This is a genomic window from Streptomyces yamdrokensis (assembly GCF_053890455.1).
In genome coordinates this window covers 6,682,663-6,705,903 of sequence record NZ_CM132679.1, presented here as the reverse complement: position 1 = coordinate 6,705,903, position 23,241 = coordinate 6,682,663, and the positions used below count along the sequence as shown (strand labels likewise).

The following is a 23,241-nucleotide window of genomic DNA, read 5'->3' as shown; positions in this document are numbered from 1 at the left end:
CCGGGGCACCGGCACTCCCCCGGCCCCGCCCCGGGGAGCGCCCGGCCGGTGACAGCGCGCCCGGTGCCGACTCGGCGTACCCGGGGGTCAGACTCCGGCCGACAGCAGTCCCGCCACCCGGCGGGCGGTGGCCTCGTCGCGGGCCGCGGTGAAGGGGAGGTCGTTGCCGCCGGTGATGCGGAAGGGTTCACCGGCGCGGGTCAGGTGGGCGCCGCCCGCCTCCTCGACGAGGAGCAGGCCCGCCGCGTGGTCCCAGGCCGCTTCCCAGGTGAAGGCGGTGGCGTCGGATTCGCCGCGGGCGACGGCCAGGTACTCCAGTCCGGCCGAACCGCAGGCGCGCGGGGCCACGCCGTCGGTCCCGAGGGCGATCAGCGAGCGCTTCTGGTCGTCCGTCGTGAAGTCCGGGTGGGACGTGGCCACGCGCAGATCACGGCCGGTCTCCGGGGAGCCCGCGTGCAGCCGCGCGCCGTCGAGGAAGGCGCCCTGTCCCCGTACGGCCGTGGCGAGCCGGTCGAGGGCCGGGGCGAACGTCCAGGAGGCGTGGACGACTCCGTCCAGCGCGAGGGCGACCAGGGTGCAGAATCCGGTGTCGCCGTGCACGAACTGCCGGGTGCCGTCGACCGGGTCGACGATCCACACCGGCGCCTCGCCGCGTATCCCCTGGTACGACGCCGGGTTGGCGTGCACCGCCTCCTCGCCCACCACGACCGAGCCGGGCAGCAGGGCGGGCAGCACCTCGGTGAGGTACAGCTCGGCCTGCCGGTCGGCGTCGGTCACCAGGTCGTGCGGGCCGGACTTGCGGTCGACCTCGTGGTCGGCGAGCCGGCGCCAGCGCGGCATGATTTCCTGGGCGGCGGCCTTACGGACGGCTTCCTCCACGTCGACGGCGCGCCCGGCGAGAAACTCTTCGATGGTTTCGTTGTGCTCGATCATGCCCTCCATGAGACCACGCGCCACTGACAAACCCCGCTCGCCCGGTGCACTCCAGGCGATATCCGCATGAACAAGGGGCCCCGGGGCGTGGTCAGCGGCCCACCGCGTAGCCCTGCATGCCGCGCGGGTTCGCCGCCGCCGAGAGCACGCCCGTGGCCGGGTCCCGCGCGACCGCGCACAGCCGGCCCTCCGACCATGCCTCGCCGACCGTCACCGCGTGTCCCCGGCGCCGCAACTCCCGCACCACCGCCGGGTCCGTGCGGGACTCCACGGTGACGCTGCCGGGACGCATGCCGCGCGGGTGGAAGGAGCCGGGGAAGCTGTCGTTGTGCCAGTTCGGGGCGTCGATGGCGCCCTGGAGGTCGAGCCCGCCGCGTACCGGGCCGCGCAGCGCGACGGCGAGGAAGAAGTGCAGCTGCCACTGGTCCTGCTGGTCCCCGCCGGGCGTGCCGAACGCCATCACCGGCACTCCGTCGCGCAGGGCGACGGACGGGGTGAGGGTGGTCCGGGGCCGACGTCCCGGCGTGAGGGTGTTGGGCAGCCCGTCCTCCAGCCAGGTCATCTGGAGCCGGGTACCGAGGGGGAAGCCGAGTTCGGGCACGACCGGGTTGGACTGGAGCCAGCCGCCGCTCGGGGTGGCCGCGACCATGTTGCCCCAGCGGTCGACGACGTCCAGGTGACAGGTGTCGCCGCGGGTGGCCCCGTCGCCGAGGACCTCCGGTTCTCCCGGCACGGGGGACGTGGGGTGCTTGGCGACCGTCGGTTCGCCGGACCCGGGCGCGCCGGCTCCCCTCGCGCGGGGGCCGCCCGCGCCGACGGCCGCCACGCGCGCGTGCGCGCTCAGGCGCGGGGCGCGGCCGCCGGGACTGCCGGGGCGCAGGGCGTAGGAGGCACGGGGGCCGACGCGGGTGCGCCGCTCGGCGTTGTACTGCGCCGACAGGAGGTCGTCGAGCGGCACCTCGGCCGCGTCCCCGTACCAGGCCTCCCGGTCGGCCATGGCGAGCTTGCTGCCCTCGATCAGCAGGTGCGTGTAGTCGGCGGAACCGTACGGGGGCAGTTCCGGCGGGAGCAGGGCGAGTTGCTGGAGCAGCACGGGACCCTGGCTCCAGGGGCCCGCCTTGCACACGGTCCAGCCGTTCCAGTCGTACGTCGCCGGGTCCTCGTACGTCGCCGACCAGCCGGCGAGGTCGGCGGCCGTCAGCGTGCCGGTGTGGTGCTCGCCGCTGGTGTCCAGGGTGGGCCGCCCGGCCTGCCGGACCAGCGCCTCGGCGATGAAACCGGTGCGCCACACCTCCCGCGCGGCGTCGATCCGTTCCTCCCGGCCGCCCGCGCCGGCCACCTCGTCCAGCAGCCGCCGCCAGGTGGCGGCGAGGGCGGGGTTGCGCAGCAGCTCACCGGGGCGGGGCGCGTGGCCGCCGGGCAGGTAGACCCGTGCCGACGAGGTCCACTCCGTCTCGAACAGTTCTCGTACGGTCTCGACGGCCCCGCCGACGTTCTCCACGGGCGCGTGCCCGTGTTCTGCGTATCCGATGGCGTACTGGAGGACGTCGGCCAGGGACCGGGTGCCGTGGTCGCGCAGCAGGAGCATCCAGGCGTCGAAGGCGCCGGGCACGGCGGCGGCGAGCGGTCCGGTGCCCGGGACGAGGTCCAGGCCGAGCGCACGGTAGCGGGCGGCGCTCGCCCCGGCCGGTGCGACGCCCTGCCCGCACAGCACCCGCACCCCGCCGTCCGCGGGCGCCAGCAGGATGGGCGCCTCGCCTGCGGGTCCGTTGAGATGCGGCTCGACGACGTGCAGCACGAAGGCGCCCGCCACGGCCGCGTCGTACGCGTTCCCGCCGCCCTCCAGGACGGCCATGGCCGACTGGGACGCCAGCCAGTGGGTGGACGACACCATGCCGAAGGTGCCCTGAAGGGTGGGGCGGGTGGTGAACATACGGCCTCTCACCTCGTTGTTCTCGCGTGTCGGCCGGTCCCGGCGCTGCTCGGAACGGGCCCTGGGGAGAATCCGGGAGTCCGGTCCGGACCCCTTCGCCGTCCCGCTCCCCCAGCAGGCTATCGACCGCCCTGTGTCCCTCGGGTACGCGTACCCGGCGAGGGATGTGAAGGTCCCCTCGCCCGTGGGCGGCCTCCTGCGGACCGGGGTCCGCCGGGGCGTGCGGGTCTCCGGTGACCGGGTACCCGGCGGGCGTCACAGCCGTCACCGGGAGGAGCTGGCGATGGCCGGCACAGTGGGCGGCGGGGTGGTGGTCACGGGCGCGACCGGCAACGCGGGGACGGGCCTCGTGTGCCTTCTGTCCGAGGACCCGCAGGTCGAGTGGGTGCGGGGCGTCGCCCGGCGGAAACCCGATCTGATCCTGCCGAAGACCGAGTGGCACAGCGTCGATCCGGCGTCCGACCGGGCCGGCCCGGCGGAGGTGTTCCGCGGAGCGACCGCCGTGGTGCCTCTGACGTGGGCGTTCCAGCCGACGCACGATCCGGCGTGCGCCCGCTCCGGCTGCCCCGTACGGCGGCCCGGTCCGCCGTCGCCGCCGGGTGGGGACTCCGTCTCCTTCCCGCCCCGCCCCACCTCTTCGATGCGGTACTGCGGGAGTTCCTGGACGGGTTGCGGCACGGCGCGGGCACCGGCACCGCACCCCTGCGGGGGCGCAAGGCCGGCTGAAGGGCCGGGGTCCCGTCCTGTGCGGGTGGCCGGGGCCGGCTGCCCCGGGAGGCTCACTCCCGGGGCAGCAGCGGTCCCAGCGGCCCGAGGTCCAGGTTCAGGTCCTCGGGCCGCAGACCGTATCGGTCGCGCAGCTCGGTCATGCGGTCGTCGAGGAGCATCAGGGTGAGCCCGATCCGCTCCTCCTGTTCCTCGCTCAGGTCTCCCTCGTCGACACGGCGCAGGGCCTGGCGCTCCATGAGCTGACGCAGCAGTTCCACCACGGTCAGCACCAGCTTGATCAGGTCCCGCTCGACCGTGTCGGGTTCGAGGTCGAGGCTCTTGCGGCGGTCGGTCACGTCAATCCCCAAACGGCGACGGAACATTGCGGTTGACCGAGCTGATCAGCGCGTTGAGGTCGATGCGGACCAGGTCGACGTCCGCGATGCGCAGCGTGACGTCGCCGGTGATGACGACTCCGCCGGCCAGCAGCCGGTCGAGCAGGTCCACGAGGGCGATCTCACGGCGTTCGACGACCGTCACGGTCCCTCCCCTGCGGTGTCCGCGTCGGCGGTTTCCTCACCGGCGAAGGAGTAGGCCGCCCACGGACCGGTGAGTTCCACACGCATTCCGGGGGCGTCGTCCTTCGTACGGTCCACCATCTCCACGAACTCCTCGGAGGCCTCCCGCCGCACCAGATAGGCGGCGTTGAGGACGTTCTGGCCGGAGGCGCCGGAGAGGCCGGGATTCTGCGGCGCGTGCAGCCGCGCGTCGTCGGCCCGGGAGGACAGCGTCTCGTGCAGGCGTGTGGCGAACTGTTCGGCCCTGGACCACAGGTCCTCCTTCGCCCGCGTCCGCATGCGCCGCTGCCGCAGGTAGTCCCGGCCCGAGGCGGGCTTTTCCGTGGGCTCCGCCGGGGCCCCCGACCGCTCGGGTTCCGTCTCGGCGTACACCTTGACGCCCCACTCCACGCGCCCGTCCAGCCTGTCCAGCGTGCGCCGGAAGGTTTCCGCGCGCTCCTCCATCATCGCCCGCACGCCGTCGTCGTCCCGGAAGACGGTCGCCAGCCGGAGCGGCAGGGGGGTGGTGACGGTGGTCAGCGCGTCGATGACCTGCTGATGGGCCCGCGCGGTCCCGGCGAGCCAGTCCAGGTCCTCCAGGCGGGCCCGCAGCGCCTCCTCGGAGAAGTCGTCCTCGGACACCCGGCCCACCACGGCGACCAGGTCGTGGTGGTTCAGCAGCCGGGGCGGGTCGCCCGCGACCCCGGCCGGCGGGGCCGGGAGGGGCGCGTCGAGGGGGCGGCAGACCGCGTAGACGTAGCACAGCTCTGTCATGGTGCCTCCCTCGGTACGCGCCCCGCGTCCAGCTCGCGCAGACGTTCACGCAACTCGGCGTTCTCCCGGGTCAGTTCGTCCTGCCGGGCACGTGAGGAGAGCGCGGGGTCGCTCTCCCACCAGTCGATGCCCATTTCCTTGGCCTTGTCGACGGAGGCGACGATGAGCCGCAGTTTGATGGTGAGCAGCTCGATGTCGAGCAGGTTGATCCGGATGTCGCCCGCGATGACGACTCCCTTGTCGAGCACCCGTTCCAGGATGTCGGCGAGGTTGGCACTCTGTCCCTGGCCATAGGGGTCGGGCAGTCGGCTGGGTGTGGTCATCGACGGCCCCCACGGCCGGCGTCCTCGTCACGGGGCGCGCCCTCGTCCTCGCGGGCTTCCTTGTCCTCCGCGTACCCGGCCTCGGGCTCCTCCTCGTACTCCGCGTCGGCCTCCTCCTCGTACTCGCCCTCGGGATCCTCCTCGTACTCCCCTTCGGGCTCCTCCTCGTACTCCGCGTCGGCCTCCTCCTCGTACTCGGCCTCGGGGTCCTCCTCGTACTCGGCCTCCGCATCACCCTCCTCCTCGGCGTACGGAGCTTCCTCGTCGTCCTCGTGCGCTCCTTCCGCCGCGGACTCTTCCCTCTCCTGCTCCTCGTTCTCCTGCTCCTCCGCCTCCTGCTCCTCCGCGACGGCGTCCTCGTGGCTGCGGACGACCTCGCCGTCGCGGATCTCGCCGCGCCAGCCGTCGTCCGCCTCGCCCTTGAGGGTGATGTGGCGGACGTAGTTCTTCAGGTCGAGGCGGGCCCGGCGGCCCTGGGCGCGCCAGATGTTGCCGGTCTTCTCGAACAGGCCCTTGGGGTAGTACTCGATGACCAGGATCACGCGGGTGAGGTTGTCGGCGAGCCGGTGGAAGCTGACGACGCCCTTGGTCGTGCCCTTGGCGCCCTCCGACGTCCAGGAGATCCGGTCGTCGGGTACCTGCTCGGTGGTCTTCGCCTTCCAGCTGCGGTTGGACCAGAAGACCTTCATCTGCCAGTCGGACGAGGTGTCGTCGGCGCGGTTCGCGCTCTTGACACCCTTGGCGAAGGTGCTGAAGTCCTGGTACTGGGTCCACTGGTCGTAGGCCGTGCGCAGCGGTACGCCGACGTCGGCGTACTCGATGATGACGGTCGGCTTCTGCCCTCCGCCGCCCTTGCGCCTGCCCTTGCCGCCGCCGAGGTTCTTGACCGCGCCGACCACGTTGTCCTTCACCTTGGAGGCGCCGACCTCGAACGCGGCCCGCACCGGGCTCTTGCCCTCGGCGAGCTTGCGTCCCCCGTCGAGGGCGAGCTTGGTGAAGCCGGGGCTGTTGCCCTCGGCTATGTCGTTGAGCTTGCCGGTGGTCTCACCCAGCTTGCGGCCGGCGCCGGTCAGCAACCGCTGGGCCTGGACGGCGAGGTAGTCCTGGACCTCCGACTTGAGACGGTCGGCGGCCTCGCTCCTGGCCACGTCGGTGAGCGGGTTCTTCTTCGCCGCGCTGCCCGCCGTGGAGGTCGCGGAACCGAGCGTGCCGCTCATCGCTCACCACCGCCCTTCGCCTGCCGGGCTCCGGCCCCTCGGGCGGTGCTCCTGGCCCCGGCCGTCTTCTTGGCGGCCGTCTTCTTGGCCGCCGCCTTCTTCGCGGGTGCCTTCTTCGCGGGCTCCGCGGTCTTCTTCGCGGCCCGCTCGCGTCGCGGCCCGCGCCGCTCGTCGCGCCGGCCGGGCTGCTCCTCCGCCTGCTCCTCCGCCTGCTCCTCCGCCTGCTCGTCCTCGTACTCCGCGCGCGGCTCCGAGTCCTCCGAGGCCCCGGAGCCGCGGGAATCGTCGGACCCCACGCCCCGCACCTGGGACGCCACGCCGGAGAGCTGGTCGCGCACCTGGGCGGTGCGCCCGTGCAGACGGTCGGCGATCGCGCCGATCTGCCGCTCGACCAGGGCGCCCGAGGCCGCCTTGCCCACGCCCCGGAAGTCCGTGCGCAGCTGATCCCCGATCTCCTTGAACTGCGGGTTGTTCTGCAGCTGCGTGGTGACCAGTTCCGCCACGCCCTTCGGCGTCAGGTTCATCTTCTTGCCGGCCACCATCGTGCCCACGGCGACGGCGAGTTTCAGTTTCTTCGTACGTCCCAGCAGATAACCGGCCCCTACCGCGAGGCCTAGTCCCACTCGATTCATGGTGCCGTACCGTTGCCCAATCCCGCGCTGTTGCGCGAAGCGATCTCCAGCCGGTCCAGAAGCTCGTCCTCCTGCCGGTCGAACTCCTCCTCGGTGATCTCCCCCGCCTCCAACCTCTGTTCCAGAGCGGCCAGTTCGACCCGGACGGTAGCGGGGTCGTAGTAGATCCGCTCGGCCTCGTCCACCACCTGTCCGATGACCCAGGCGCTGGCGCGCACCGGGGCGAACGGCAGCATCAGGACCTCCGTGATCAGCCCCACGTCGTCACCCTGAGCCGACGTCCACACCACCGGCCGCCACGCCCGCGGGCTCGGACTGACCGGGCTCGACGAAGCTGTACGGCGGCAGCGGGCCGTTCACCCGCACCTCCAGGTGCGGCATCTCCTCGCGGATCCGGTCCACGGCGTTCAGGAACTCCTGGGCCGAGTCCCGGTCCACCAGGTACGACACGTTGGCCAGCCAGCCGGTGGACTCGGGGCCCACGCTCACGGCGTGGGCGGCCGGTACCAAAGCGTTCTCCAGCGCCATGGCGTCCTGGGCCTCCTGGCCCTTGACGGCGGTGGCGACCATCTCGCCGAGCTGGATCTTGCTCTCGTAATTACCGCCGCCCGCCTGCCGGGCGGCCTCCGCCATGGCGCGGAGCTCCGGGCTCTCGGCCATCACGCGGTGCAGGACTGCCTCCTCGACGTGGCTGGCCTTGATGTTGTACTCGACCCGGCCGTCCAGCGCCCTCAGGCGTTCCTTGTAGTGCTCGGCACGCTCCGCGAGCACTGCGGTGACCGCATTGTCGTCGGTGGCGACGCTGCCGAAGCGCATGGGCAGCACACAGCCGGCCGCGCCCACCTCGCTCAGCACGTGCTGATGGGCGAGCAGTTCCTTGCGCTTGGGACGCAGCCCCTCGGGCGCGTCGCTGACGACGGCCGCCAGCCCGCTCTCCTCGAGGATCCGCACCTCGCGCGGCGGGTCGCCCACGCCGCCCATGCCCTCGGGAAGAGAGGGGTGCGCCTCGGCGATGATGCCGTAGATGTACGTGCTCACTCCTGCTCCTCCTTACGACGCGAGGGCGCGGCCTTGCGGGCACGCGGACGCGATGCCGGCTCGCGCTCGGAGTCGCCCTCGTCCCGGGCCTGCTTGAACGCGTCGGATATGGTCTCGGCGGCGCCGGACAGCGCCCCCTTGGACTTGCCGCGAGCACCGGACTCGGTCATCTCCCCGACCAGGTCGGGCAGGCCCGGGTCCTTGCGCGGCCCGGCCTCCAGGTCGAGCCGGTTGCACGCCTCGGCGAAGCGCAGATAGGTGTCCACGCTGGCGACGACGACACGGACGTCGATCTTCAGGATCTCGATGCCGACCAGGGAGACGCGCACGAATGCGTCGATGACGAGCCCCCTGTCCAGAACGAGCTCAAGGACGTCGTAGAGACCGCTGCTGCCGCCTCCACCGCTGCTCTGTTGTGCCGGTACGACAGTCATGTCCGGTGTTCCTCCATCGTGTTCGTCGGTGTGGTTGCTTCTCCGGGTGGTTGCTTCTCCGGTCGAGCGGCCTAGCGGCCGCCGGAACCGCGCGCGTCGGCACGGCCTCTCTCATAGCGCCTGCTGCGCCGGTAACCGGTGAGCTGCCCCTGGGGGTCGGCCTCCACCTGGTAACTCGCCAGCAGGCTCATCGTGTCGGGCACCCGCTCGAGCTCGAGGACCTCGACCTCCAGCGTCCAGCCCTCCTCCGTCTGTTCGAAGGACGACACGGATTCGACGGTCAGGCCGGTGAGCTCCGCGAACTGGGCGCGCGCCTGACGCAGTACCTCCATCAGGCTCGGCCGACGCTCCTGTGCGGGGGTGTCGCCCGTGTGCCCGCTGTCGTCCTCGGACGAGTTCCGGGAACTCTGCGACGAGTTCTGCGACTTCTGCGAACTTTGTTGTGAACTCTGCGATTCGGACGTGTTCTTCGTATTCGACATGGCCACCTCGTCCTCCGTGTGGCCGCAGGATCGTTCGCCAAACCTCCACGATCGCGCGCATGCGCCACACACCGACCGACGTCGCGCCGATTTTCGACCCAAATCCCCCATGTCGGCGACATGCTGACGACTGTTCAGTGAAGCGTCCGGGGAAGGAAGCCAGGGGGGGCGCGCCCGAGCACCAGCACACGTGCGACCCGTGGAGGACCTCCACTCCCTGGCACCGCCACCCGACCGCTCGGCTGCTCCCGGATGCACGTCCCCCGCCCGCTGTCACGCACCCTGAAGCGCCCGCCCGAGGCAGGACACGCTCACCACGGACCGAGACGAAGCCCATGACAGGCCGGACGCCTGCCGCCTCGTTCGCGCGCCCGGCCGAATACCGGCCCGCGGGTGCGGCGCCCCGGGACGGATGCCGAATACACCTAGTGCCCGAAGGTGGACAATTTTCCCATGTGACGGCGCAAAGGCACCGCCCTCGTCGAAGTCAGGTCGGTCATGGCGAGGAAACCACCCGCGTCCGAGCCCCGAGCCACCCCGGGGAAAGGGTCCGAGCCGTCACCAGGGCACCTCGCAGCACGGCTGGTCTCCCGACGTGGACGAGACGCGTCAGCGGGAGAACCCCAGCGCCCGCCGCTCCTTCCAGGCCGCCGAGCACGGCGGCGAGAAGGGCCCGGGACGAACGAAGTCCGGGCAAGAGACGAAGTCCGTACCGGGCGAGACGGTGCAGAGCGACAGCGCACGCGGCGAGGAGTACGCCCACAACGACGAGAAGGGCCGCCGGGACACGGGGCCCAGGGGCCGCTCCCGGCGTCCCAGCGGCGCCAAGGACGCCTCCGCGGCGACCGGCGTCGACCCACAAGATCCGTGAGCCCGGCGCCTCCGGCGCCACGGGGGCCGGTACTGCGGTCCTACGGCCTCCGTGTGCTCACGGGGTCTGGCCGGGGGTGCGGCGGGCTTCCTTCATCTCCGCCTCGTACACGTGCTCGCGTCCCTCGAGAAGTTCGCGCCGGATGCGGGCCTCGGCGTCTGCGAAGGGCCGGTAATAGTGGGTGTTGTACTCCTCGACGATCTCGAAGGTCCAGTGCCCGGGGATGACGTTCCGGCCCACGATGTCGTGCTGCAACCGGTCGGCCTGGGCATGGTGGCCCCCGGCGCGCAGGTGCTCCAGCGCCTCGTCCAGTTTCAGGTCCGCACCGCCGGTCAGCTGGTGGAAGGCGTAGAGGCTGCCCCGGGCCCGTTCCACGGTCTCCAGAGCCTCCGAGAGCGCGCCCAGGGCCTTCACCGTGGTGTCGGTGGCGCCGTCGGGCCGACGGTGCGACAGGTCGGGGCTCTGGGGCTCGTCCGGGTTCTCGTTCATGGTTCTCCTGTGTCGTCGGCGGGTGAGCGGCCCACCGCCCTGGTACGCCTCGGACGCCGCTGCTCCCGTGCTCGTACCGGCCCCGTCACGGCAGTGGGGTGCCGCCGGTCGCGTTGACGATCTCGCCGGTGATGTAGCTGGCCTGCGGGGAGGCCAGGAAGACGTAGGCGGGTGCCATCTCGGCCGGCTGGGCGGGACGGCCCAGCGGTGACTGCTTCCCGAACTCCTTGGTGTCCGGGAGCGTCGCGGGAATCAGCGGTGTCCAGACGGGACCGGGCGCGACCGCGTTGACGCGGATGCCGTCCTTGGCCAGCATCTGCGCGAGCCCCTGGGTGAAGGTGACGATCGCGCCCTTCGTCATGGCGTAGTCCAGCAGGTGGGGGCTGGGCTTGTAACCCTGGACGGAGGCCGAGTTGATGATGCTGCCACCGGCCGGGATGTGCGGGAGCGCCATCTTGGAGAGCCAGAACATGCCGTACAGGTTGGTGCGCATCACCCGGTCGAACTGTTCGGTGCTGATGGCCGCGATGCCTTCGGGCTGGGACATCTGGTAGGCGGCGTTGTTGACGAGGATGTCGATGCCGCCGAATTCCTCGACGGCCCGGTCGACGAGGCTTTGGCACGCCTCTTCCACACGGATGTCGCATTCCACCGCGACGGCGCGCCGGCCGGCGTCCTCGACCAGCCCGACGGTCGTGCGGGCCTCGTCCTGTTCCTCGGGCAGATGCGTGAGAAGGACGTCCGCGCCCTCACGGGCGTAGGCGAGGGCGACTGCCCGGCCGATGCCGGAGTCCCCACCGGTGATCAGAGCCCTGCGCCCGGTCAGGACGCCGGAGCCGCGGTACGTCTCCTCGCCGTGGTCCGGGGGCGGATCCATCGGCCCGGTCCAGCCGGGGTGTGCCTGATCCTGCTGGGCGAACTCGGGCTGCGGATGCTGCTCGGCGGGGTGGGGCGTGGGCGGCTCGTTCTGCGCCATGGGCTGCTTCTCCTGTCTGTTGCTGCGGTCTCCCGGTACCGGCCTGATACCTACGGATGCTCAACTCGGGGGGTAGGGCGATTGCTCGAGGAGTTTCGCCAGATGGGCGGCATTGGCCGCCATGGCCTTGGTGGTGGCGGCCACGGCGTCGGGGGTGGCCGCCAGATCCTGGTAGTCCGTGCCCTGCTGGGCTTCACCGACCCAGTAGGTGACCGCACCCGGCGACAGCGAGAACCCGAGGTCGTTGAGCCCTTGGAAGAGATCCGCGCTCACCTTGTGCGCGCCGTCCTCGTTGCCCACGACGGCGACCAGGCCGACCTTGCCGCTGAACAGCCGGCGCCCCTGCTCGTCGGTCTCCGAGATGTCGGCGTTCAGGCGTTCCAGGACGCGCTGGCAGAGGCTGGAGGGGTGGCCGAGCCAGATCGGAGTGGCCAGGAGCACGATGTCGGCGGCCGTCACCTTCTCCCACAGTCCGGGCCAGTCGTCTCCGTCGCCCATGTCGCGGGCGATGCCCGGCCGGACGTCGTGGTCGACGACGCGGATCGTCTCGCCCTCCACACCGAGGCCGGCGAGTTCCGACATCACCTGTTCGGCGAGGTGGTGGCTGCTGGAGCGGTCGGGCGAGGGGCTGAGTGTGCAGACGACTGCGACAGCGCGGGTCATGAATCCTCCTGGTCGGGCGGGGTCGCCGCGGGGGCGGGGTCGGCCGTCGGGATCAGATCACCGTGGAGGGCTGCCGCGGGGAGTGCTCGACCACGTCGGCCAGCCGGGCGAGCATGGTGCGGTGACGCAGTTGGATCAGGGCGTCGGCGACCGTGTTGTGCAGCTTCCCGCCCGGTCCGCGCAGGGGATGCTCGTTGATGGTGAGCAGTGTGTTCTCGCCCCAGGGCCGCACCTCGAGGGCGATCCGCGCGGTGCCGAGCCATCCGCTGTCGGCTTCCAGCTCCAGGATGAAGGGCGCTTCGCACCGCCGGACGACGGTGCTCCCCGACACCGACCACGGCGCCAGATGAACGGTGTACGTGATGCTGGAGCCGACGTGGGGCCACACGCCCGCGTCGGGCCGTGTCCCGGACGTGCCGACCACCCAGTCGGCGTAGCGGGTGCCGTCGGCGAGTACCGCCCAGACGTCGGCGGGCGGGCGTTCGATCAGCCGGTGCCGTTCAGCCATGGATCCTCCAGTTCACGGTGGGCTCACTGGTGGTAGTCCTGGTGCCCAGCATGTCGCGGCTCATCCCCTGTTCTTCCACTTTTGCACGCATCCCGGGGATCCGCCGCCTGTCGGCCGTGGGGCGTCGTCCTCGCGGCGGGTGGTGTGTCCGGCACCGGCGTACCCCGGACGGGACGGGTCAGAGCGGTCCGCGCAGACTGGTGCGTCCGTCGCGCCAGGCGGTGAGCGTCCTCTCGCCCAGGCGCGCGTCCAGCAGATCGGTGGCGTGGATACCGAACGCCACGTCCGCCTCCAGCCACGGTTCCTCCTCCAGCAGCCCGCCCACCACGTCGCGGCGGACGACCTGTTCGTGGACGGCGTCGGCCTCCACGTGCTCGGCGTAGAAGTGCACGGCCGCTTCTCCGGCACCCGTCCGGCGCATCGCCTCGGCCAGTCGGCGGGAGGCCGGCGACGAGGTGACCTCGACGGCGGCGAAGTGTCCCACCAGCGCGCCGCGCAGGGCACGGTGCAGGCCGAACATCGACATCAGGTTGACGATCGCCAGCATCTCCGCCGTGGCCACGTCGACGTACCGGCCGTACGTCGTGTCCAGGTCCAGGTCCCTCATCAGGTCCGCGAAGAGCCGCGAGTGCATCCGTGACGCCCGCCCGGCACCGAATTCGTCGTACTCGACCGCGACCATGGCCGCCTTCGCCCTGCCGCGCAGCCGGGGGATCACCCAGGCGTGCGGGTCGGCTTCCTTGAGGTGGTAGAGCGAACGCTGGGCCGCGTACTCACGCAGCTGCCACAGTTCCCCTTCGTCCCGGAGGTGGCCCGAAAGTCCACCGGCCTCCACGGGCTCGACGAGGATCCCGGCGAACGCCTCTTCGAGGCCGGTGCCGCGCTCGGTGTCCGCGCGCAGCGCGTCCAGGAAGCGACGTTCCAGACCGGCGCGCAGCCCGAGCAGCCCCGGGTCCCACTCCCAGGCGGAATCCACGTCGTGGAACCCGCGGTAGTGCAGTTCGTAGCAGAGGTAGAGCGCGAGGTGGAGGTCCTCTCCGTACGGGTCGGCCTCGTCGGCCGTCCCGCGCGACGGCAGGGGGACCCCGTCGCCGGGGTCGCCCCGCAGGGCACGGACGACTCCGTGGCTGAGGTCGCCCCGTCCTGCCGGCAGGACGGGCCCGGTCAGAGGGGTGCCGGACTCCTGAACCGTCTTCACTCGAACCGTCTTCACTCTGCGGCCTCGCCACTCGGGTCGGCAGTACGGACAGCGGTCTCGTCGGCAATCCGTTCGGCATCCGAACCGGCACGTCGTGCCGGCTTGTCCTTGTCCGCCGCGGGGCGCCCGGTGCGAGGGCCTCGGCCGGCGGAGTCCCTGACCCTGCGGCGGTGGCTGGTGTCGCACCACGGGTAGGTCCTGCTGCGCCGGCAGGCGCACAGGGCCACCACGAAACGGTCCGACGTGACCGTGCTCCCGTCCTCGAGGGTCACTTCGACCGGCCCCTCCAGGAGCACCGGCCCGTCCTTCGTCGGCGTCACTCGGTGCGGCCCGTCACCGGATGCGGTCGGCACGGATGATCACCAACTCTTCCTTCTCGTCATCGGGCGCGATCAGACCGCGGCCCGCCAGCCACTTCCTGCGTGCCGAGAGCACCGGACCGAAAGGCACACAGCGCCGGTCGGTCACCTCGGCCCGCAGGCCGGACCGCTCCAGACGCTCCAGGGTGGCGGACACCCCGCACAGGGCCGAGTGCACCAGCAGCACAGCTCCGCCGGGGCGCAGCAGGTCCGCCGCGCCGTCGCACAGACGGTCGACGAGGAAGCGTCCGTCGTGGCCCGCGTCCCAGGCTCTGGCCGAGCCCCGCCGGGGTGGTGCGGCGTCCGGAGCGGGCACGTACGGCGGATTGCTGAGGATGAGGTCGAACCGCCGTCCGGCGGCGGGGGTCAGGAGATCCCCCCGGACGACATCGATCCTCAGTCCGGCGATCGCCGCGTTCACACGGGTGGTGAGCACGGCGCGGCGGGTGCGGTCGACCGCCGACACGCGCGCTCCCCGCCGTGCCGCGGCGAGGGCGAGCACACCCGACCCCGTTCCGACGTCCAGGACCTCCGTGCCGGGGCCGACCGCCTCACGTTCCAGGGCCTTCCGCAGCAGCAGCGTGTCCTCCTGAGGCGCGTAGACACCCCGCGGCGCCATCACCCGACCGCCCAGGTTGTACGTTCCCAGCAGACCTGGCATCGGCTCACCTCACACATCCGGTTGAAGCGCACCCTTCACGCTGTTCTCACGACGACCCAGTGCCTAGTGCCCGTGGAGGAGGTGTTTAATCAACGCCTCTGTCCCGTTACCGGCGGTGCCGGAGTGCGACCGGGCCCCGCGGCCGAAGCCCCGGCGCCCCCGGCGGGCCGGGGGCGCCGGGGACGCCGGGGCGCCGGGGGCGGTCGGCCGGTGGGTCAGTGGCCCGCGACGACGCCGGAGAGTTCGTTGGTGCTCTTCGGCAGGGTCACGGAGGTGATCTTCTCGCCCGATTCGATGTCCACGGCGTGCAGTTCGCGCGTGCCCGGTTCGGAGACGTACGCGGTGTGGTCGCGGACGAAGAGGGTGGGCCTCGGCTGCTGCCAGTCGAGCGGTTCCTGCCACTTGTCCACGACGGGGATCTTCTTCTCGACCTTGCCCGTCTCCGGGTCGATCACGTGCAGGGCGCCGTCCGTACCGAGGACGAGCGCCTCGCCGTGGGGCCCCCGGCCCAGCGAGCGGAAGGAGTAGCTGGTGCCGAGGTCGACCAGGCGCAGCTCTGCCGTCTCGGTGTCGATCAGGGACACGCGCGTCGGCCGCTCCAGCTCGGCGTCCGGGTCGGTCTTGTAGTCGCCCAGCAGGACCGGGGAGGCGTCGCTGCCGGCCTGGTTGCCGATGCGGCCGTAGTCGTCGGGGGCGTCGATCTTGGTGAACTCGCCGTCCTTGTAGATCAGGATGCCGTCCTCGCAGCCGACGGCGACGGCCTCGCCCTGGGCCGTGGCCTCGCCGTGGACGCCGGGGCACTTCTCGTTGCGCGCGATCTCCTTGTCGTTTTCGTCGAGGACGAGGGCGCCGGTGCGCTTCTCCTCGGTGCCCACGGTGCTGAGGAGTTCGCCGTTGCTCAGCTCGATGGCGACGCCGTGGTGCGGTTCGGCGGAGGTGTGGCTCCGGCCCTCGGGTTTCCCGCCGCCGGCGAGGTCGGCGGGGTCGAGGACGTTGACCTCGCCCGTGCCGTCGGTGAACAGGACCGTCTTGCCGGCGTGCCGTACGACGTGTCCCGGCTTGGCGCCGTCGTACGTGATGTCGGTGAGGGCCTGCCCGGCTGCGTCGAGGACCCGGAAGCCGGAGTCGGTGGAGACGAAGACGTGGGAGTCGTCACCGGCGGGGTTGACCCGGTTGAAGCCGGGCAGCTCGATCGTCGTGGCGAGCTTCAGGGTCTCGCCGTCCAGGATGTACAGGCCGCCGTCGAAGGTGGCGACCAGCGGTTCCTCGACCCTGGCGGCCCCGGCTCCCGGGGTGCCCTTCGTCGCCTTCTCCGTCTTCTCCGCCTTCGCGTCGGACGAGGAGGTCCCGCCGCCTCCGCAGGCGGTCAGGACGGCGGAGACCGCCAGGGCGAGGGCCGTACCGGTGAGGGCTCTGGCGCGTGTCGACTTGCTCACTGTGCGTGTTCCTTTCCGGCCGCGCGGACGCGGCTTGGGGGTGTTCGAAAACGGGGGTTCGGGCGCGGGTTCAGCCGGCGGTCAGGCCGTCCGTCATGGCGGTGGTGTTGGCGCGCATCATCTGCAGGTAGGTGCCGGCGCCCCCGCCCTTCTCGGTCAGCGACTCGGAGTACAGCGCGACGACCTGTACCCGGCCGCCCAGTTCCGTGCGCAGGACCTCGGCCAGCCGGGTGGGCTGGGAGGAGTCCGCGAAGACGGTCCGCACCCCGGCCTCGCGCATGGCCTCGGTGAGCGAGCGCAGGTCCGAGGAGCTGGGCGAGGCCAGCGTCGTACCGCTCGGTACGACCGCGCCGACCGTCCGGAAGCCGAAGCGTTCGGCGAGGTAGCCGAAGACGTGGTGGTTGGTCACCAGCGCGCGCCGCTGCTCGGGTATGCGGTCGAAGGAGCGTTCCATCCAGGCGGTCAGGTCGGCGAGTCGCCCGTCGTAGCGGTCGGTGTGGGCGCGGATCGTCTTCTCGTCCACGCCGTCCACGTGCTCGACGACCCGGTCGGCGATCAGGCCGGCGGCCGTGCGCACCCGGTCGGGGTCGGTCCAGAAATGCGGGTCGGGCTGTCCGGCGTCCCCCTCGGGGCCGCCGTCGGCCGGCGCCCGGAAGACGAGCGGGTCCACCTCCCCGCCGACCTCGAGCGTGGCGATCCCCGCCTCCCGGGCGGCCTCCACGTGCCGCAGTACGTTCTCCTCCAGGCCCAGCCCGTTGAAGACCACGAGGTCGGCCCGCTCCAGCTCGGCCGCCTGCACGGCCGACAGCCCGAAGGAGTGCGGGTCGGCGTTCGGTTTCATCAGCACCGTGACGTCGGCCTCGTCGCCGACGATCTCCTGGGTGATGTCGCCGAGGATGTTCGTCGTCACCACGACCCGGGGCCGGTCGTCGGCGGTCGCGCACGCGGTGGCCGTGCCGGCGAGGGCGAGGGCGAGCAGGGTGAGGAGCAGGCGGCGCAGCCGCAGGACGGCGCGCCTCGGTGTCGTCGTCATCGGCCGGTCTCCACCATCAGGGCCGGTTCGATGTCGAGGTCGAAGGTGCGCGCGATGCGCAGGTCGTCGTTGTAGTCGATCTCGTACACGCGCTTGCCCGCCGGGTCGTTGAGGTAGGCGCGGCTGCGGTCGACCTCGATGACGGGCCGGGGCGTCGTCGCCTCCGGTCCGGTGCCGGGTACGTCCTTCAGCAGCTGCTTCGTCCGGGACACCTGCTCGCCGGTGGCGATGTCGTAGCCGTACAGGACCCCGTCGGTGCCGAGGACGAGCAGGGGCGAGCCCTCGCCCGCGGTGTTGGCGGCGACGGCGGGGCCGGTCTCCACCCGGGTCCAGGTGCGCTCCGTGACGTCCAGGACCCATACGGCCCGGTCTCCGGCCGGCGCCGTGAGCGTGTCGCTGCCGGCCCGGTGACGGAAGGCCGTGGCCCGTTCCCGCTCGGCGACGCCCGTACCGTACGGGATCCTCTCGGCGGTGAACGTGCCGTCCTCCGCGCGGACCAGCAGGGCTCCGTCGGCGCAGCCGAGGACGACTCCCCGCCGGGTGACGGCGTCGCCCCGCGGGTTTTCGCACTCGGCGTCCGGTGCCGCGACGCGCTCGCCCTCGCGGTCGTACACCGCGACCTTCGGGGTGCCCTTCGTGTCGTCGGTGAGGGTCAGCAGGTGCTCCTCGTACGGCACGACGGCGCCGGCGTGCGTTCCGGGCAGCGGGCGGGGGGTGCCGGTGGCCCCCGCCTCCAGGTCGGCCCTGCGGTGGATCCCGGCCCGGCCGTCGCCGTGGGTCACGACGGTCACGGCGGCGTCGCTGCGGACGCTGGTACGGGGGCCGTCGGAGAGGCGGCCCACGTCGCGTATCTCCGCGCGGTAGTAGTGCACGTGGTCGCCGTGGTCCACCGTCCAGGCGCCGGTGTCGAGGACGCGCGTGCCGTCCGCGGCGTGGAGGTGGCCGAACCGGCCGTCCGTGGTGAGGGCCGAGGTGCCCGGCACCCGGGAGACCTCGTGCGACTCCCCGGTGATCAGGTCGAGGACACGGGTGTCACCGCCGCTCGGGTCGTTGAGGAGCAGTCTGGACTGCTGCTCGGCCTTCTCCTGCGCCCCTTCGACGTATCCGTGCGGGGTGGCGGCCGACGGGCTCGCCGGCGGGGCGGAGGCGGCGCCGTCCCGGCCGTCCGCGCAGCCTGTGGCGAGCAGCGCGAGGGCCAGGAGCGCGGAGGCCCCGGCAGTGACGTTTCCTCGGAGGGGCAAGGGGATCGCCTCAATCAGGTTTCTGGATCAGGTCTTGAGTTCGGGTCGGGGCTTCGGGTCAGGTCCGCGGATCAAGGCGGCGGCGTTGCTGCCGGTGGCGGAGGCCCGATGCGAGGTGGGAGAGGAAGAACAGGCCCACCGCGAGGGCCGAGACGGTCGCGCCGGCCGCGGTGCTCAGGTGCCAGGAGAGCAGCAGGCCGAAGAAGGTGGCGGCCGCGCCGAGCAGTGCCGCGATCACCATCACCGCCCGCACGCTGCGCCCCCACGGCAGTGCCGCCGCCGGCGGGGCGATGAGCAGGCCCAGGACCAGCAGCGTCCCCACGATGTGGAAGGAGGCGACGATGGCCAGCGCCAGCAGGCCCAGCAGTACGGCGTGGGCGACGCGCGGACGCAGGCCGAGGGTGCGGGCCTTGCGCGGGTCGAACGCCAGGGCGAGGAAGGCGCGGTGGCCGAGAACCGAGACCGTCAGTGCCGACAGCAGTGCCGCTGCCAGCAGGACCAGGTCCTGTTCCCGGACGGCGAGGACGTCGCCGAAGAGGAACCCGGTCAGGTCCACCGCGAAGGACTGCGAGCGCGACACGATGATGACGCCGAGCGAGAGCATCCCGACGAAGAGCAGGCCGATCCCGGTGTCCTGGGACAGCCGGGGGGTACGCCCGAGGGCGGTGACACCGGCCGTCATCACGGCCGCGCTCAGCAGCGCCCCCAGCAGCAGGTTGCCGCCCAGGAGCGCGGCGAGCGCGACTCCGGGCAGCAGTCCGTGCGACATGGCGTCACCGAGGAAGGCCATGCCTCTGAGCACCACCCAGGTGCCCGCCAGGGCACAGATCGCCGACACCAGCATCCCGCCCCACAGGGCCCTTTGCACGAAGGTCACCTCGAAAGGGCCTGTCAACCACTCCATAACGAGCACACTACAATGACAACCATGTTCAATAGAACCCTCTCCCCCGCCGTCGAGGGCCGGACGCCGCCCCGCGTCCGCTTCACCGGACTTTCCGCGGGCTACCCCGGCCGTCCCGTGCTCGACCAACTCGACGGCGAGATACCGGCATTGGCCGTCACCGCGCTGATCGGCCCGAACGGCAGCGGGAAGTCCACGCTGCTCGGAGTACTGGCCGGAGTGATCCGCCCCACAGCGGGAGAGGTCCAACACGACGGAGGCCGGCCGCCGGCGTTCGTCCCGCAGCGAGGGGCCGTCGGCGACACGCTTCCGCTGACGGTCCGCCAGACCGTGGAGATGGGCCGCTGGGGCGAGCGGGGACCGTGGCGCCGGCTCACGCGGCGCGACCGGACGGTGGTGGACGAGGCGATGGAGCGGCTCGGCATCACGGCGCTCGCCGCACGCCGGCTCGGCGAGCTCTCCGGCGGGCAGAGGCAGCGCACGCTCATGGCGCAGGGCCTGGCCCAGGAGTCGGACCTGCTCCTGCTGGACGAGCCGACCACCGGCCTCGACCCCGAGGCCAGGGAGCGCACGGCGGCGCTGCTGACGGAGCTGGTGGCCGACGGGGTGACCCTCGTCCACGCCACCCACGACCTGGACGCGGCGCGCTCGGCGGACACCTGCCTGCTGCTCCGCGACGGCCGCCTGGCCGGCCAGGGACCGCCGGACCGGCTCCTCACCCCGACGGCACTCGCCCACCTGTGGCAACCGGTGTGAGAGCCGCGGCAGCCGCGCGGGCCATTCCTTCGAGCTCACTGCTCCGGGCTCACGCCTCGGACCGGTTCACGCGGATCAGCAGCGTCTGCTGCCCGGTGGCGACGGGCGTGCGTTCACCACCCGAGCGGATGCGACAGCCGGTCACCTGTGAGCGGCAGGACCGCAGGACGTGGTGGCATGCGAGCGGCCCCGGCGCCCAGGTCGGCGCGGGGCGAGAGGGTGGGGGCAGGTGACCGGCATCAGTGGGGGTGGGTGTCCTCCCTTCCCCCGCGCAGCGGTCCTCACTCACCCCCGTGGAGGGCCGCTGCGCCCTCACGACCCTCCGCCTGGCCGTCACCAGCGGGAGCGGGCGGTTCCTCGTCGCGTGGAGTGGCTCGCAGAGAGCGAGGTCGGCGGCCGTGTCACCTCGGCCGGTGAACAGCCGAGGTGACACGGTGTCCCGTCGGCACGGTCAGGAGGTGAGTCCGGCCACGAAGGCTCGGGTCAGCGCGGTCGGCGCGGTGATGGCGGTGCCCACGACGACGCTCAGTGCGCCCGCCGACAGGGCCTCGGCAGCCTGCTCCGGGGTCGCGATCCGGCCCTCGGCGATCACCGGGGCGGTGATCGCGGCGGCGAGGTCGGCCACGAGGGCCAGGTCGGGGGCCGTCCGGCGGGGGCTGCCCGGCACGTGTCCGGACAGCGTCGTTCCCACGAAGTCGGCGCCGCGGGCGACGGCCGCGCAGCCCTCGTCGAAGGCCGACACGTCGGCCATGACCAGGGCGCCCGCCGCGTGGACGGCCTCGACCAGGTCCGCGAAGGTGCTGCCGTCGGGCCGCGAGCGCGCCGTGGCGTCGGCCGCGACGACCGCGGCTCCGGCCTCGACGAGGGCGAGGGCGTGCCGCACGGTCGGAGTGATGTAGACGCCGGTGTCGCCGTCCTTCCACAGCCCGATCACGGGCAGGCCGACCGCGGCGACGGTGGCCGCGACGACCTCCGGCTCGTTGACCCGCACGGCCGCCGCGCCGCCGGCCTCGGCCGCACGGGCCAGGCGCACCAGCGTGTCGGTCTGGCGCATCGGATCGCCGGGAGGGGCCTGGCAGGACACGATCAGCCGGCCCTTCAGGGCGTCGGCCAGAGGCAGGGTCATCGAGGAACTCCGGTGGCTCGGGGGCTGTGCAGGGGCAGGGTGCGGGTCAGCGCCGCGGCGCCGTGCACCGCTGTGTCGGATCCGCCGCCCGGCGGGGCGGGGCGCAGGCCCCGCAGCGGGGGCATGAGTTCGGTGGCGAAGGCGGCGTCCAGGGCGTCCGTGTACAGCGCTCCGATGCGGGGCACGCCGCCGCCGACGACGACGTGGTCGGCCCCCAGCACGTTGGCGAGGCCACCCAGGACACGGCCGACGGCCTCGGCGCCCAGGACGATGGCCGCGGTGGCGTGCGGGTCACCCTGGGCCGCGCGGGCGGCCACGGTCTCCAGGCGGTCGGCCGGGACTCCGCTCATCCGCGTGTAGTGGGCGGTGACGGCGGGACCCGCCGCGATCGCCTCGAGATGACCGGTGGCACCGCAGGTGCAGGGCAGCCCCTCGGCCTCGGGGCTCGACAGGTGGCCGAGATGTCCGGCGATGCCGGCCGCCCCGTGCAGCATGCGCCCCTCGGCGGCGACGGCGCCGCCGACGCCGGTGCCGACCGCCGCGTAGATCAGCGTGGGCCGGTGACCGTCCGTGCCGCCGTTGTCGTGCGCGGCGCCGTCCCCGCGGCCGGCGCCGTCCTTCCGGAGGGTGGCCAGTTCCGCGGCGGCGGCGGCGCGCACGTCGTTGTCGCAGGCCACCGGGAGCCCGGTGCGGGTGGCGAGGCCGGTGGCCAGGGGGGTGCCGGCCCAGCCCCGGATCGCGTCGGTCGCGCTGGTGACGGTCCCGGTGGCGGGGTCGATCACCCCGGCGGCCGCGACGCCGATCGCCCTCGTGCCCAGTGCCCGGACCGCGCGGGCGGCCTCGGCCAGCGCGTCGAGCACCGCCTCGGCCCCCTCGGTCGCCGGTGTGGGCCTGAAGTGCCGGTCCAGGACGGTGCCGTCGGCCCCCACCAGGGCGGCGGCGATCTTCGTACCGCCCAGGTCGAGGCCGATGACCGTCGCGTCCGGTCGCCGTGCCGTCATCGGACCGGAAGCAGTCCGGCGCCGCGCAGCCGCTGCTCGACGAAGGCGATCGACGCGTCGCCCAGCTGGATCTGCGGGGCCGCGGTGGTGCCGTGCGTGAACACTCCGAGCAGCCGCAGCGCGTGCTTGAAGGCGCCGATGGCGGAGGAGTTGGGGCCCATCTCGTCCCCCGGCCCGGCGTCGACCATGCGGAACAGCTCGACGAGCCGCTCCTGTTCCTTGACGGCGCTGTCCAGGTCGCCACCCCGCACGGCGTCGTAGAGGCGCACGTATCCGGCGGGGTCCACGTTGCCCAGGCCGGGGACGACCCCGTCGGCACCCGCCAGCAGGGCGGCGTCCACGGTCAGTTCGGAGCCGGTGAGGATGCTGAAGGAGGGGGCCGGGCCGTCGGCGCGGCCGTGCCGCCCGCCGAGCTGGACGATGAGCCGGCGCAGGCCGCCCTCGTCGCCGCTGCTGTCCTTGAGGCCGGCGAGCGTGCCGTCCTCGGCGAGTTCGCGCACCAGGGCGGTGGAGAGCTTGCTGTGCACGGAGACCGGCAGGTCGTAGGCGTACAGGGGGAGGTCGACGCGGGCGCGGAGGGTGCGGAAGTGGTGGGCGATCTCCCGGGGGTGGGTCCGGGCGTAGAAGGGCGCGGTCGCGACCAGGGCGTCGGCGCCCGCCTCGCGCGCGGCCTGTGCGTGGTCGATCACCCGGGGGGTGGTCGTGTCGATGACACCGGCGAGTACGGGGACGCGTCCGGCGACGGCGTCCACGACGGTCCGCAGCACCACCGCACGCTGCCGGTCGGTGAGGAAGGCGACCTCGCTGCTGGAGCCGAGGGCGAACAGGCCGTGCACTCCCCCGCTCACGAGGTGTTCGACGTGCCGGGTGAGCGAGGCGGTGTCGACCTCGCCCGAAGCGTCCAGGGGGGTGCAGACGGGCGGCACGACGCCGCGCAGCGGCTGGGACGGGGACGGGGACATGAGAGTGCTCCTGGGTTGTGCGGTGG

General features: G+C 72.5%; 29 protein-coding genes. 3 read left to right on the top strand and 26 right to left on the bottom strand.

The window, feature by feature from the left end:
• Nucleotides 1-87: 87 nt before the first annotated feature.
• The gene (locus ACWZEH_RS29665) at nt 88-933 is read right to left on the bottom strand and encodes an inositol monophosphatase family protein (RefSeq protein WP_456194136.1); all 846 of its coding nucleotides are present in this window, start codon (nt 931-933) and stop codon (nt 88-90) included.
• A gap of 91 nt (nt 934-1,024) precedes the next feature.
• Entirely contained in the window at nt 1,025-2,866 is a 1,842-nt protein-coding gene (locus ACWZEH_RS29660; protein ID WP_456194135.1) for a gamma-glutamyltransferase family protein, read from the bottom strand.
• Nucleotides 2,867-3,412: 546 nt separating this feature from the next.
• On the opposite strand from ACWZEH_RS29660, the gene ACWZEH_RS29655 reads away from it, so the two are divergent.
• The gene (locus ACWZEH_RS29655) at nt 3,413-3,592 is read left to right on the top strand and encodes a hypothetical protein (RefSeq protein WP_456194134.1); all 180 of its coding nucleotides are present in this window, start codon (nt 3,413-3,415) and stop codon (nt 3,590-3,592) included.
• 53 nt (nt 3,593-3,645) lie between these two features.
• Here ACWZEH_RS29655 and ACWZEH_RS29650 read toward each other — a convergent pair whose 3' ends face one another.
• The 10 genes from ACWZEH_RS29650 to ACWZEH_RS29605 all read right to left on the bottom strand — a co-directional run bounded on the left by ACWZEH_RS29650 (nt 3,646) and on the right by ACWZEH_RS29605 (nt 9,031).
• On the bottom strand, nt 3,646-3,930 hold the full coding sequence (locus ACWZEH_RS29650; RefSeq protein ID WP_384022689.1) for a gas vesicle protein K: 285 nt from the start codon (nt 3,928-3,930) through the stop codon (nt 3,646-3,648).
• Between the two features lies 1 nt (nt 3,931).
• On the bottom strand, nt 3,932-4,114 hold the full coding sequence (locus tag ACWZEH_RS29645) for a gas vesicle protein (RefSeq protein ID WP_003972471.1): 183 nt from the start codon (nt 4,112-4,114) through the stop codon (nt 3,932-3,934).
• Nucleotides 4,111-4,905 carry a GvpL/GvpF family gas vesicle protein gene (locus tag ACWZEH_RS29640; protein ID WP_456194133.1) on the bottom strand — a complete coding sequence of 265 codons (795 nt, stop codon included), beginning with the start codon at nt 4,903-4,905 and terminating at the stop codon, nt 4,111-4,113. Before ACWZEH_RS29640 ends, ACWZEH_RS29645 begins: the two co-directional genes overlap by 4 nt.
• Nucleotides 4,902-5,228: a gas vesicle protein gene (locus ACWZEH_RS29635; protein ID WP_456194132.1), complete on the bottom strand. Its 327-nt coding sequence runs from the start codon at nt 5,226-5,228 to the stop codon at nt 4,902-4,904. The genes ACWZEH_RS29640 and ACWZEH_RS29635 overlap by 4 nt, the downstream gene beginning before the upstream one ends.
• Nucleotides 5,225-6,445 (bottom strand): SRPBCC family protein, encoded by a 1,221-nt coding sequence (locus tag ACWZEH_RS29630; protein WP_456194131.1) that lies wholly within the window; start codon nt 6,443-6,445, stop codon nt 5,225-5,227. Before ACWZEH_RS29630 ends, ACWZEH_RS29635 begins: the two co-directional genes overlap by 4 nt.
• Nucleotides 6,442-7,077, bottom strand: coding sequence for a DNA primase (locus tag ACWZEH_RS29625; protein WP_456194130.1), 636 nt, complete (start codon nt 7,075-7,077; stop codon nt 6,442-6,444). Before ACWZEH_RS29625 ends, ACWZEH_RS29630 begins: the two co-directional genes overlap by 4 nt.
• The gene (locus ACWZEH_RS29620) at nt 7,074-7,337 is read right to left on the bottom strand and encodes a gas vesicle protein GvpG (protein WP_456194129.1); all 264 of its coding nucleotides are present in this window, start codon (nt 7,335-7,337) and stop codon (nt 7,074-7,076) included. The genes ACWZEH_RS29625 and ACWZEH_RS29620 overlap by 4 nt, the downstream gene beginning before the upstream one ends.
• 4 nt (nt 7,338-7,341) lie before the next feature.
• Nucleotides 7,342-8,115, bottom strand: coding sequence for a GvpL/GvpF family gas vesicle protein (locus ACWZEH_RS29615; protein WP_456194128.1), 774 nt, complete (start codon nt 8,113-8,115; stop codon nt 7,342-7,344).
• Complete coding sequence (locus ACWZEH_RS29610) at nt 8,112-8,549, bottom strand: gas vesicle structural protein GvpA (RefSeq protein WP_456194127.1); 438 nt, start codon at nt 8,547-8,549, stop codon at nt 8,112-8,114. Before ACWZEH_RS29610 ends, ACWZEH_RS29615 begins: the two co-directional genes overlap by 4 nt.
• 71 nt (nt 8,550-8,620) lie before the next feature.
• Nucleotides 8,621-9,031, bottom strand: coding sequence for a gas vesicle protein GvpO (locus tag ACWZEH_RS29605; RefSeq protein WP_456194126.1), 411 nt, complete (start codon nt 9,029-9,031; stop codon nt 8,621-8,623).
• A 595-nt stretch (nt 9,032-9,626) separates the two neighbouring features.
• Here ACWZEH_RS29605 and ACWZEH_RS29600 point away from each other — a divergent pair.
• A complete protein-coding gene (locus ACWZEH_RS29600; protein WP_456194125.1) occupies nt 9,627-9,902 on the top strand; it encodes a hypothetical protein in 276 nt (91 codons plus the stop codon).
• 57 nt (nt 9,903-9,959) lie between these two features.
• On the opposite strand, the gene ACWZEH_RS29595 is transcribed toward ACWZEH_RS29600, so the two are convergent.
• The 11 genes from ACWZEH_RS29595 to aztB all read right to left on the bottom strand — a co-directional run bounded on the left by ACWZEH_RS29595 (nt 9,960) and on the right by aztB (nt 19,370).
• Nucleotides 9,960-10,391 carry a hypothetical protein gene (locus tag ACWZEH_RS29595; RefSeq protein WP_456194124.1) on the bottom strand — a complete coding sequence of 144 codons (432 nt, stop codon included), beginning with the start codon at nt 10,389-10,391 and terminating at the stop codon, nt 9,960-9,962.
• 85 nt (nt 10,392-10,476) lie between these two features.
• Nucleotides 10,477-11,367, bottom strand: a complete 891-nt coding sequence (locus tag ACWZEH_RS29590) for a glucose 1-dehydrogenase (RefSeq protein ID WP_456194123.1) — start codon at nt 11,365-11,367, stop codon at nt 10,477-10,479.
• A 60-nt stretch (nt 11,368-11,427) separates the two neighbouring features.
• Nucleotides 11,428-12,030 carry a flavodoxin family protein gene (locus ACWZEH_RS29585; RefSeq protein ID WP_456194122.1) on the bottom strand — a complete coding sequence of 201 codons (603 nt, stop codon included), beginning with the start codon at nt 12,028-12,030 and terminating at the stop codon, nt 11,428-11,430.
• A 52-nt stretch (nt 12,031-12,082) separates the two neighbouring features.
• Nucleotides 12,083-12,538, bottom strand: a complete 456-nt coding sequence (locus ACWZEH_RS29580; protein ID WP_456194121.1) for an SRPBCC family protein — start codon at nt 12,536-12,538, stop codon at nt 12,083-12,085.
• A gap of 178 nt (nt 12,539-12,716) precedes the next feature.
• Nucleotides 12,717-13,736, bottom strand: a complete 1,020-nt coding sequence (locus ACWZEH_RS29575; protein WP_456194120.1) for an iron-containing redox enzyme family protein — start codon at nt 13,734-13,736, stop codon at nt 12,717-12,719.
• Between the two features lie 11 nt (nt 13,737-13,747).
• Nucleotides 13,748-14,008: a CDGSH iron-sulfur domain-containing protein gene (locus tag ACWZEH_RS29570; protein ID WP_456199902.1), complete on the bottom strand. Its 261-nt coding sequence runs from the start codon at nt 14,006-14,008 to the stop codon at nt 13,748-13,750.
• Nucleotides 14,009-14,069: 61 nt separating this feature from the next.
• A complete protein-coding gene (locus ACWZEH_RS29565; protein WP_456194119.1) occupies nt 14,070-14,756 on the bottom strand; it encodes a HemK2/MTQ2 family protein methyltransferase in 687 nt (228 codons plus the stop codon).
• 215 nt (nt 14,757-14,971) lie between these two features.
• Nucleotides 14,972-16,192 (bottom strand): zinc metallochaperone AztD, encoded by a 1,221-nt coding sequence (aztD, locus tag ACWZEH_RS29560; RefSeq protein ID WP_456194118.1) that lies wholly within the window; start codon nt 16,190-16,192, stop codon nt 14,972-14,974.
• 70 nt (nt 16,193-16,262) lie between these two features.
• On the bottom strand, nt 16,263-17,225 hold the full coding sequence (aztC, locus tag ACWZEH_RS29555) for a zinc ABC transporter substrate-binding protein AztC (protein ID WP_456194117.1): 963 nt from the start codon (nt 17,223-17,225) through the stop codon (nt 16,263-16,265).
• Nucleotides 17,222-18,466, bottom strand: coding sequence for a hypothetical protein (locus ACWZEH_RS29550; protein ID WP_456194116.1), 1,245 nt, complete (start codon nt 18,464-18,466; stop codon nt 17,222-17,224). The genes aztC and ACWZEH_RS29550 overlap by 4 nt, the downstream gene beginning before the upstream one ends.
• A gap of 58 nt (nt 18,467-18,524) precedes the next feature.
• Nucleotides 18,525-19,370, bottom strand: coding sequence for a zinc ABC transporter permease AztB (aztB, locus tag ACWZEH_RS29545; protein WP_456194115.1), 846 nt, complete (start codon nt 19,368-19,370; stop codon nt 18,525-18,527).
• 15 nt (nt 19,371-19,385) lie between these two features.
• Here aztB and aztA point away from each other — a divergent pair, with 15 nt between their 5' ends.
• Entirely contained in the window at nt 19,386-20,126 is a 741-nt protein-coding gene (gene aztA, locus ACWZEH_RS29540) for a zinc ABC transporter ATP-binding protein AztA (protein ID WP_456194114.1), read from the top strand.
• Between the two features lie 451 nt (nt 20,127-20,577).
• Here the strand turns inward: aztA and ACWZEH_RS29535 are convergent, their stop codons facing one another.
• The 3 genes from ACWZEH_RS29535 to ACWZEH_RS29525 are packed head-to-tail and all read right to left on the bottom strand — an operon-like array spanning nt 20,578 to nt 23,215.
• Nucleotides 20,578-21,252 carry an N-acetylmannosamine-6-phosphate 2-epimerase gene (locus ACWZEH_RS29535; protein ID WP_456194113.1) on the bottom strand — a complete coding sequence of 225 codons (675 nt, stop codon included), beginning with the start codon at nt 21,250-21,252 and terminating at the stop codon, nt 20,578-20,580.
• Entirely contained in the window at nt 21,249-22,253 is a 1,005-nt protein-coding gene (locus ACWZEH_RS29530) for an ROK family protein (protein WP_456194112.1), read from the bottom strand. The genes ACWZEH_RS29535 and ACWZEH_RS29530 overlap by 4 nt, the downstream gene beginning before the upstream one ends.
• The gene (locus tag ACWZEH_RS29525; RefSeq protein WP_456194111.1) at nt 22,250-23,215 is read right to left on the bottom strand and encodes a dihydrodipicolinate synthase family protein; all 966 of its coding nucleotides are present in this window, start codon (nt 23,213-23,215) and stop codon (nt 22,250-22,252) included. The genes ACWZEH_RS29530 and ACWZEH_RS29525 overlap by 4 nt, the downstream gene beginning before the upstream one ends.
• Nucleotides 23,216-23,241: the final 26 nt, after the last annotated feature.

Bases quoted from the DNA above. Each gene is read 5' to 3' on its own strand.
- ACWZEH_RS29665 (WP_456194136.1), bottom strand. From the start codon at position 933: ATGATCGAGCACAACGAAACCATCGAAGAGTTTCTCGCCGGGCGCGCC.
- ACWZEH_RS29660 (WP_456194135.1), bottom strand. From the start codon at position 2,866: ATGTTCACCACCCGCCCCACCCTTCAGGGCACCTTCGGCATGGTGTCG.
- ACWZEH_RS29640 (WP_456194133.1), bottom strand. From the start codon at position 4,905: ATGACAGAGCTGTGCTACGTCTACGCGGTCTGCCGCCCCCTCGACGCG.
- ACWZEH_RS29635 (WP_456194132.1), bottom strand. From the start codon at position 5,228: ATGACCACACCCAGCCGACTGCCCGACCCCTATGGCCAGGGACAGAGT.
- ACWZEH_RS29630 (WP_456194131.1), bottom strand. From the start codon at position 6,445: ATGAGCGGCACGCTCGGTTCCGCGACCTCCACGGCGGGCAGCGCGGCG.
- ACWZEH_RS29625 (WP_456194130.1), bottom strand. From the start codon at position 7,077: ATGAATCGAGTGGGACTAGGCCTCGCGGTAGGGGCCGGTTATCTGCTG.
- ACWZEH_RS29610 (WP_456194127.1), bottom strand. From the start codon at position 8,549: ATGACTGTCGTACCGGCACAACAGAGCAGCGGTGGAGGCGGCAGCAGC.
- ACWZEH_RS29605 (WP_456194126.1), bottom strand. From the start codon at position 9,031: ATGTCGAATACGAAGAACACGTCCGAATCGCAGAGTTCACAACAAAGT.
- ACWZEH_RS29595 (WP_456194124.1), bottom strand. From the start codon at position 10,391: ATGAACGAGAACCCGGACGAGCCCCAGAGCCCCGACCTGTCGCACCGT.
- ACWZEH_RS29590 (WP_456194123.1), bottom strand. From the start codon at position 11,367: ATGGCGCAGAACGAGCCGCCCACGCCCCACCCCGCCGAGCAGCATCCG.
- ACWZEH_RS29585 (WP_456194122.1), bottom strand. From the start codon at position 12,030: ATGACCCGCGCTGTCGCAGTCGTCTGCACACTCAGCCCCTCGCCCGAC.
- ACWZEH_RS29580 (WP_456194121.1), bottom strand. From the start codon at position 12,538: ATGGCTGAACGGCACCGGCTGATCGAACGCCCGCCCGCCGACGTCTGG.
- ACWZEH_RS29565 (WP_456194119.1), bottom strand. From the start codon at position 14,756: ATGCCAGGTCTGCTGGGAACGTACAACCTGGGCGGTCGGGTGATGGCG.
- aztC (WP_456194117.1), bottom strand. From the start codon at position 17,225: ATGACGACGACACCGAGGCGCGCCGTCCTGCGGCTGCGCCGCCTGCTC.
- aztB (WP_456194115.1), bottom strand. From the start codon at position 19,370: ATGGAGTGGTTGACAGGCCCTTTCGAGGTGACCTTCGTGCAAAGGGCC.
- aztA (WP_456194114.1), top strand. From the start codon at position 19,386: ATGACAACCATGTTCAATAGAACCCTCTCCCCCGCCGTCGAGGGCCGG.
- ACWZEH_RS29535 (WP_456194113.1), bottom strand. From the start codon at position 21,252: ATGACCCTGCCTCTGGCCGACGCCCTGAAGGGCCGGCTGATCGTGTCC.
- ACWZEH_RS29530 (WP_456194112.1), bottom strand. From the start codon at position 22,253: ATGACGGCACGGCGACCGGACGCGACGGTCATCGGCCTCGACCTGGGC.
- ACWZEH_RS29525 (WP_456194111.1), bottom strand. From the start codon at position 23,215: ATGTCCCCGTCCCCGTCCCAGCCGCTGCGCGGCGTCGTGCCGCCCGTC.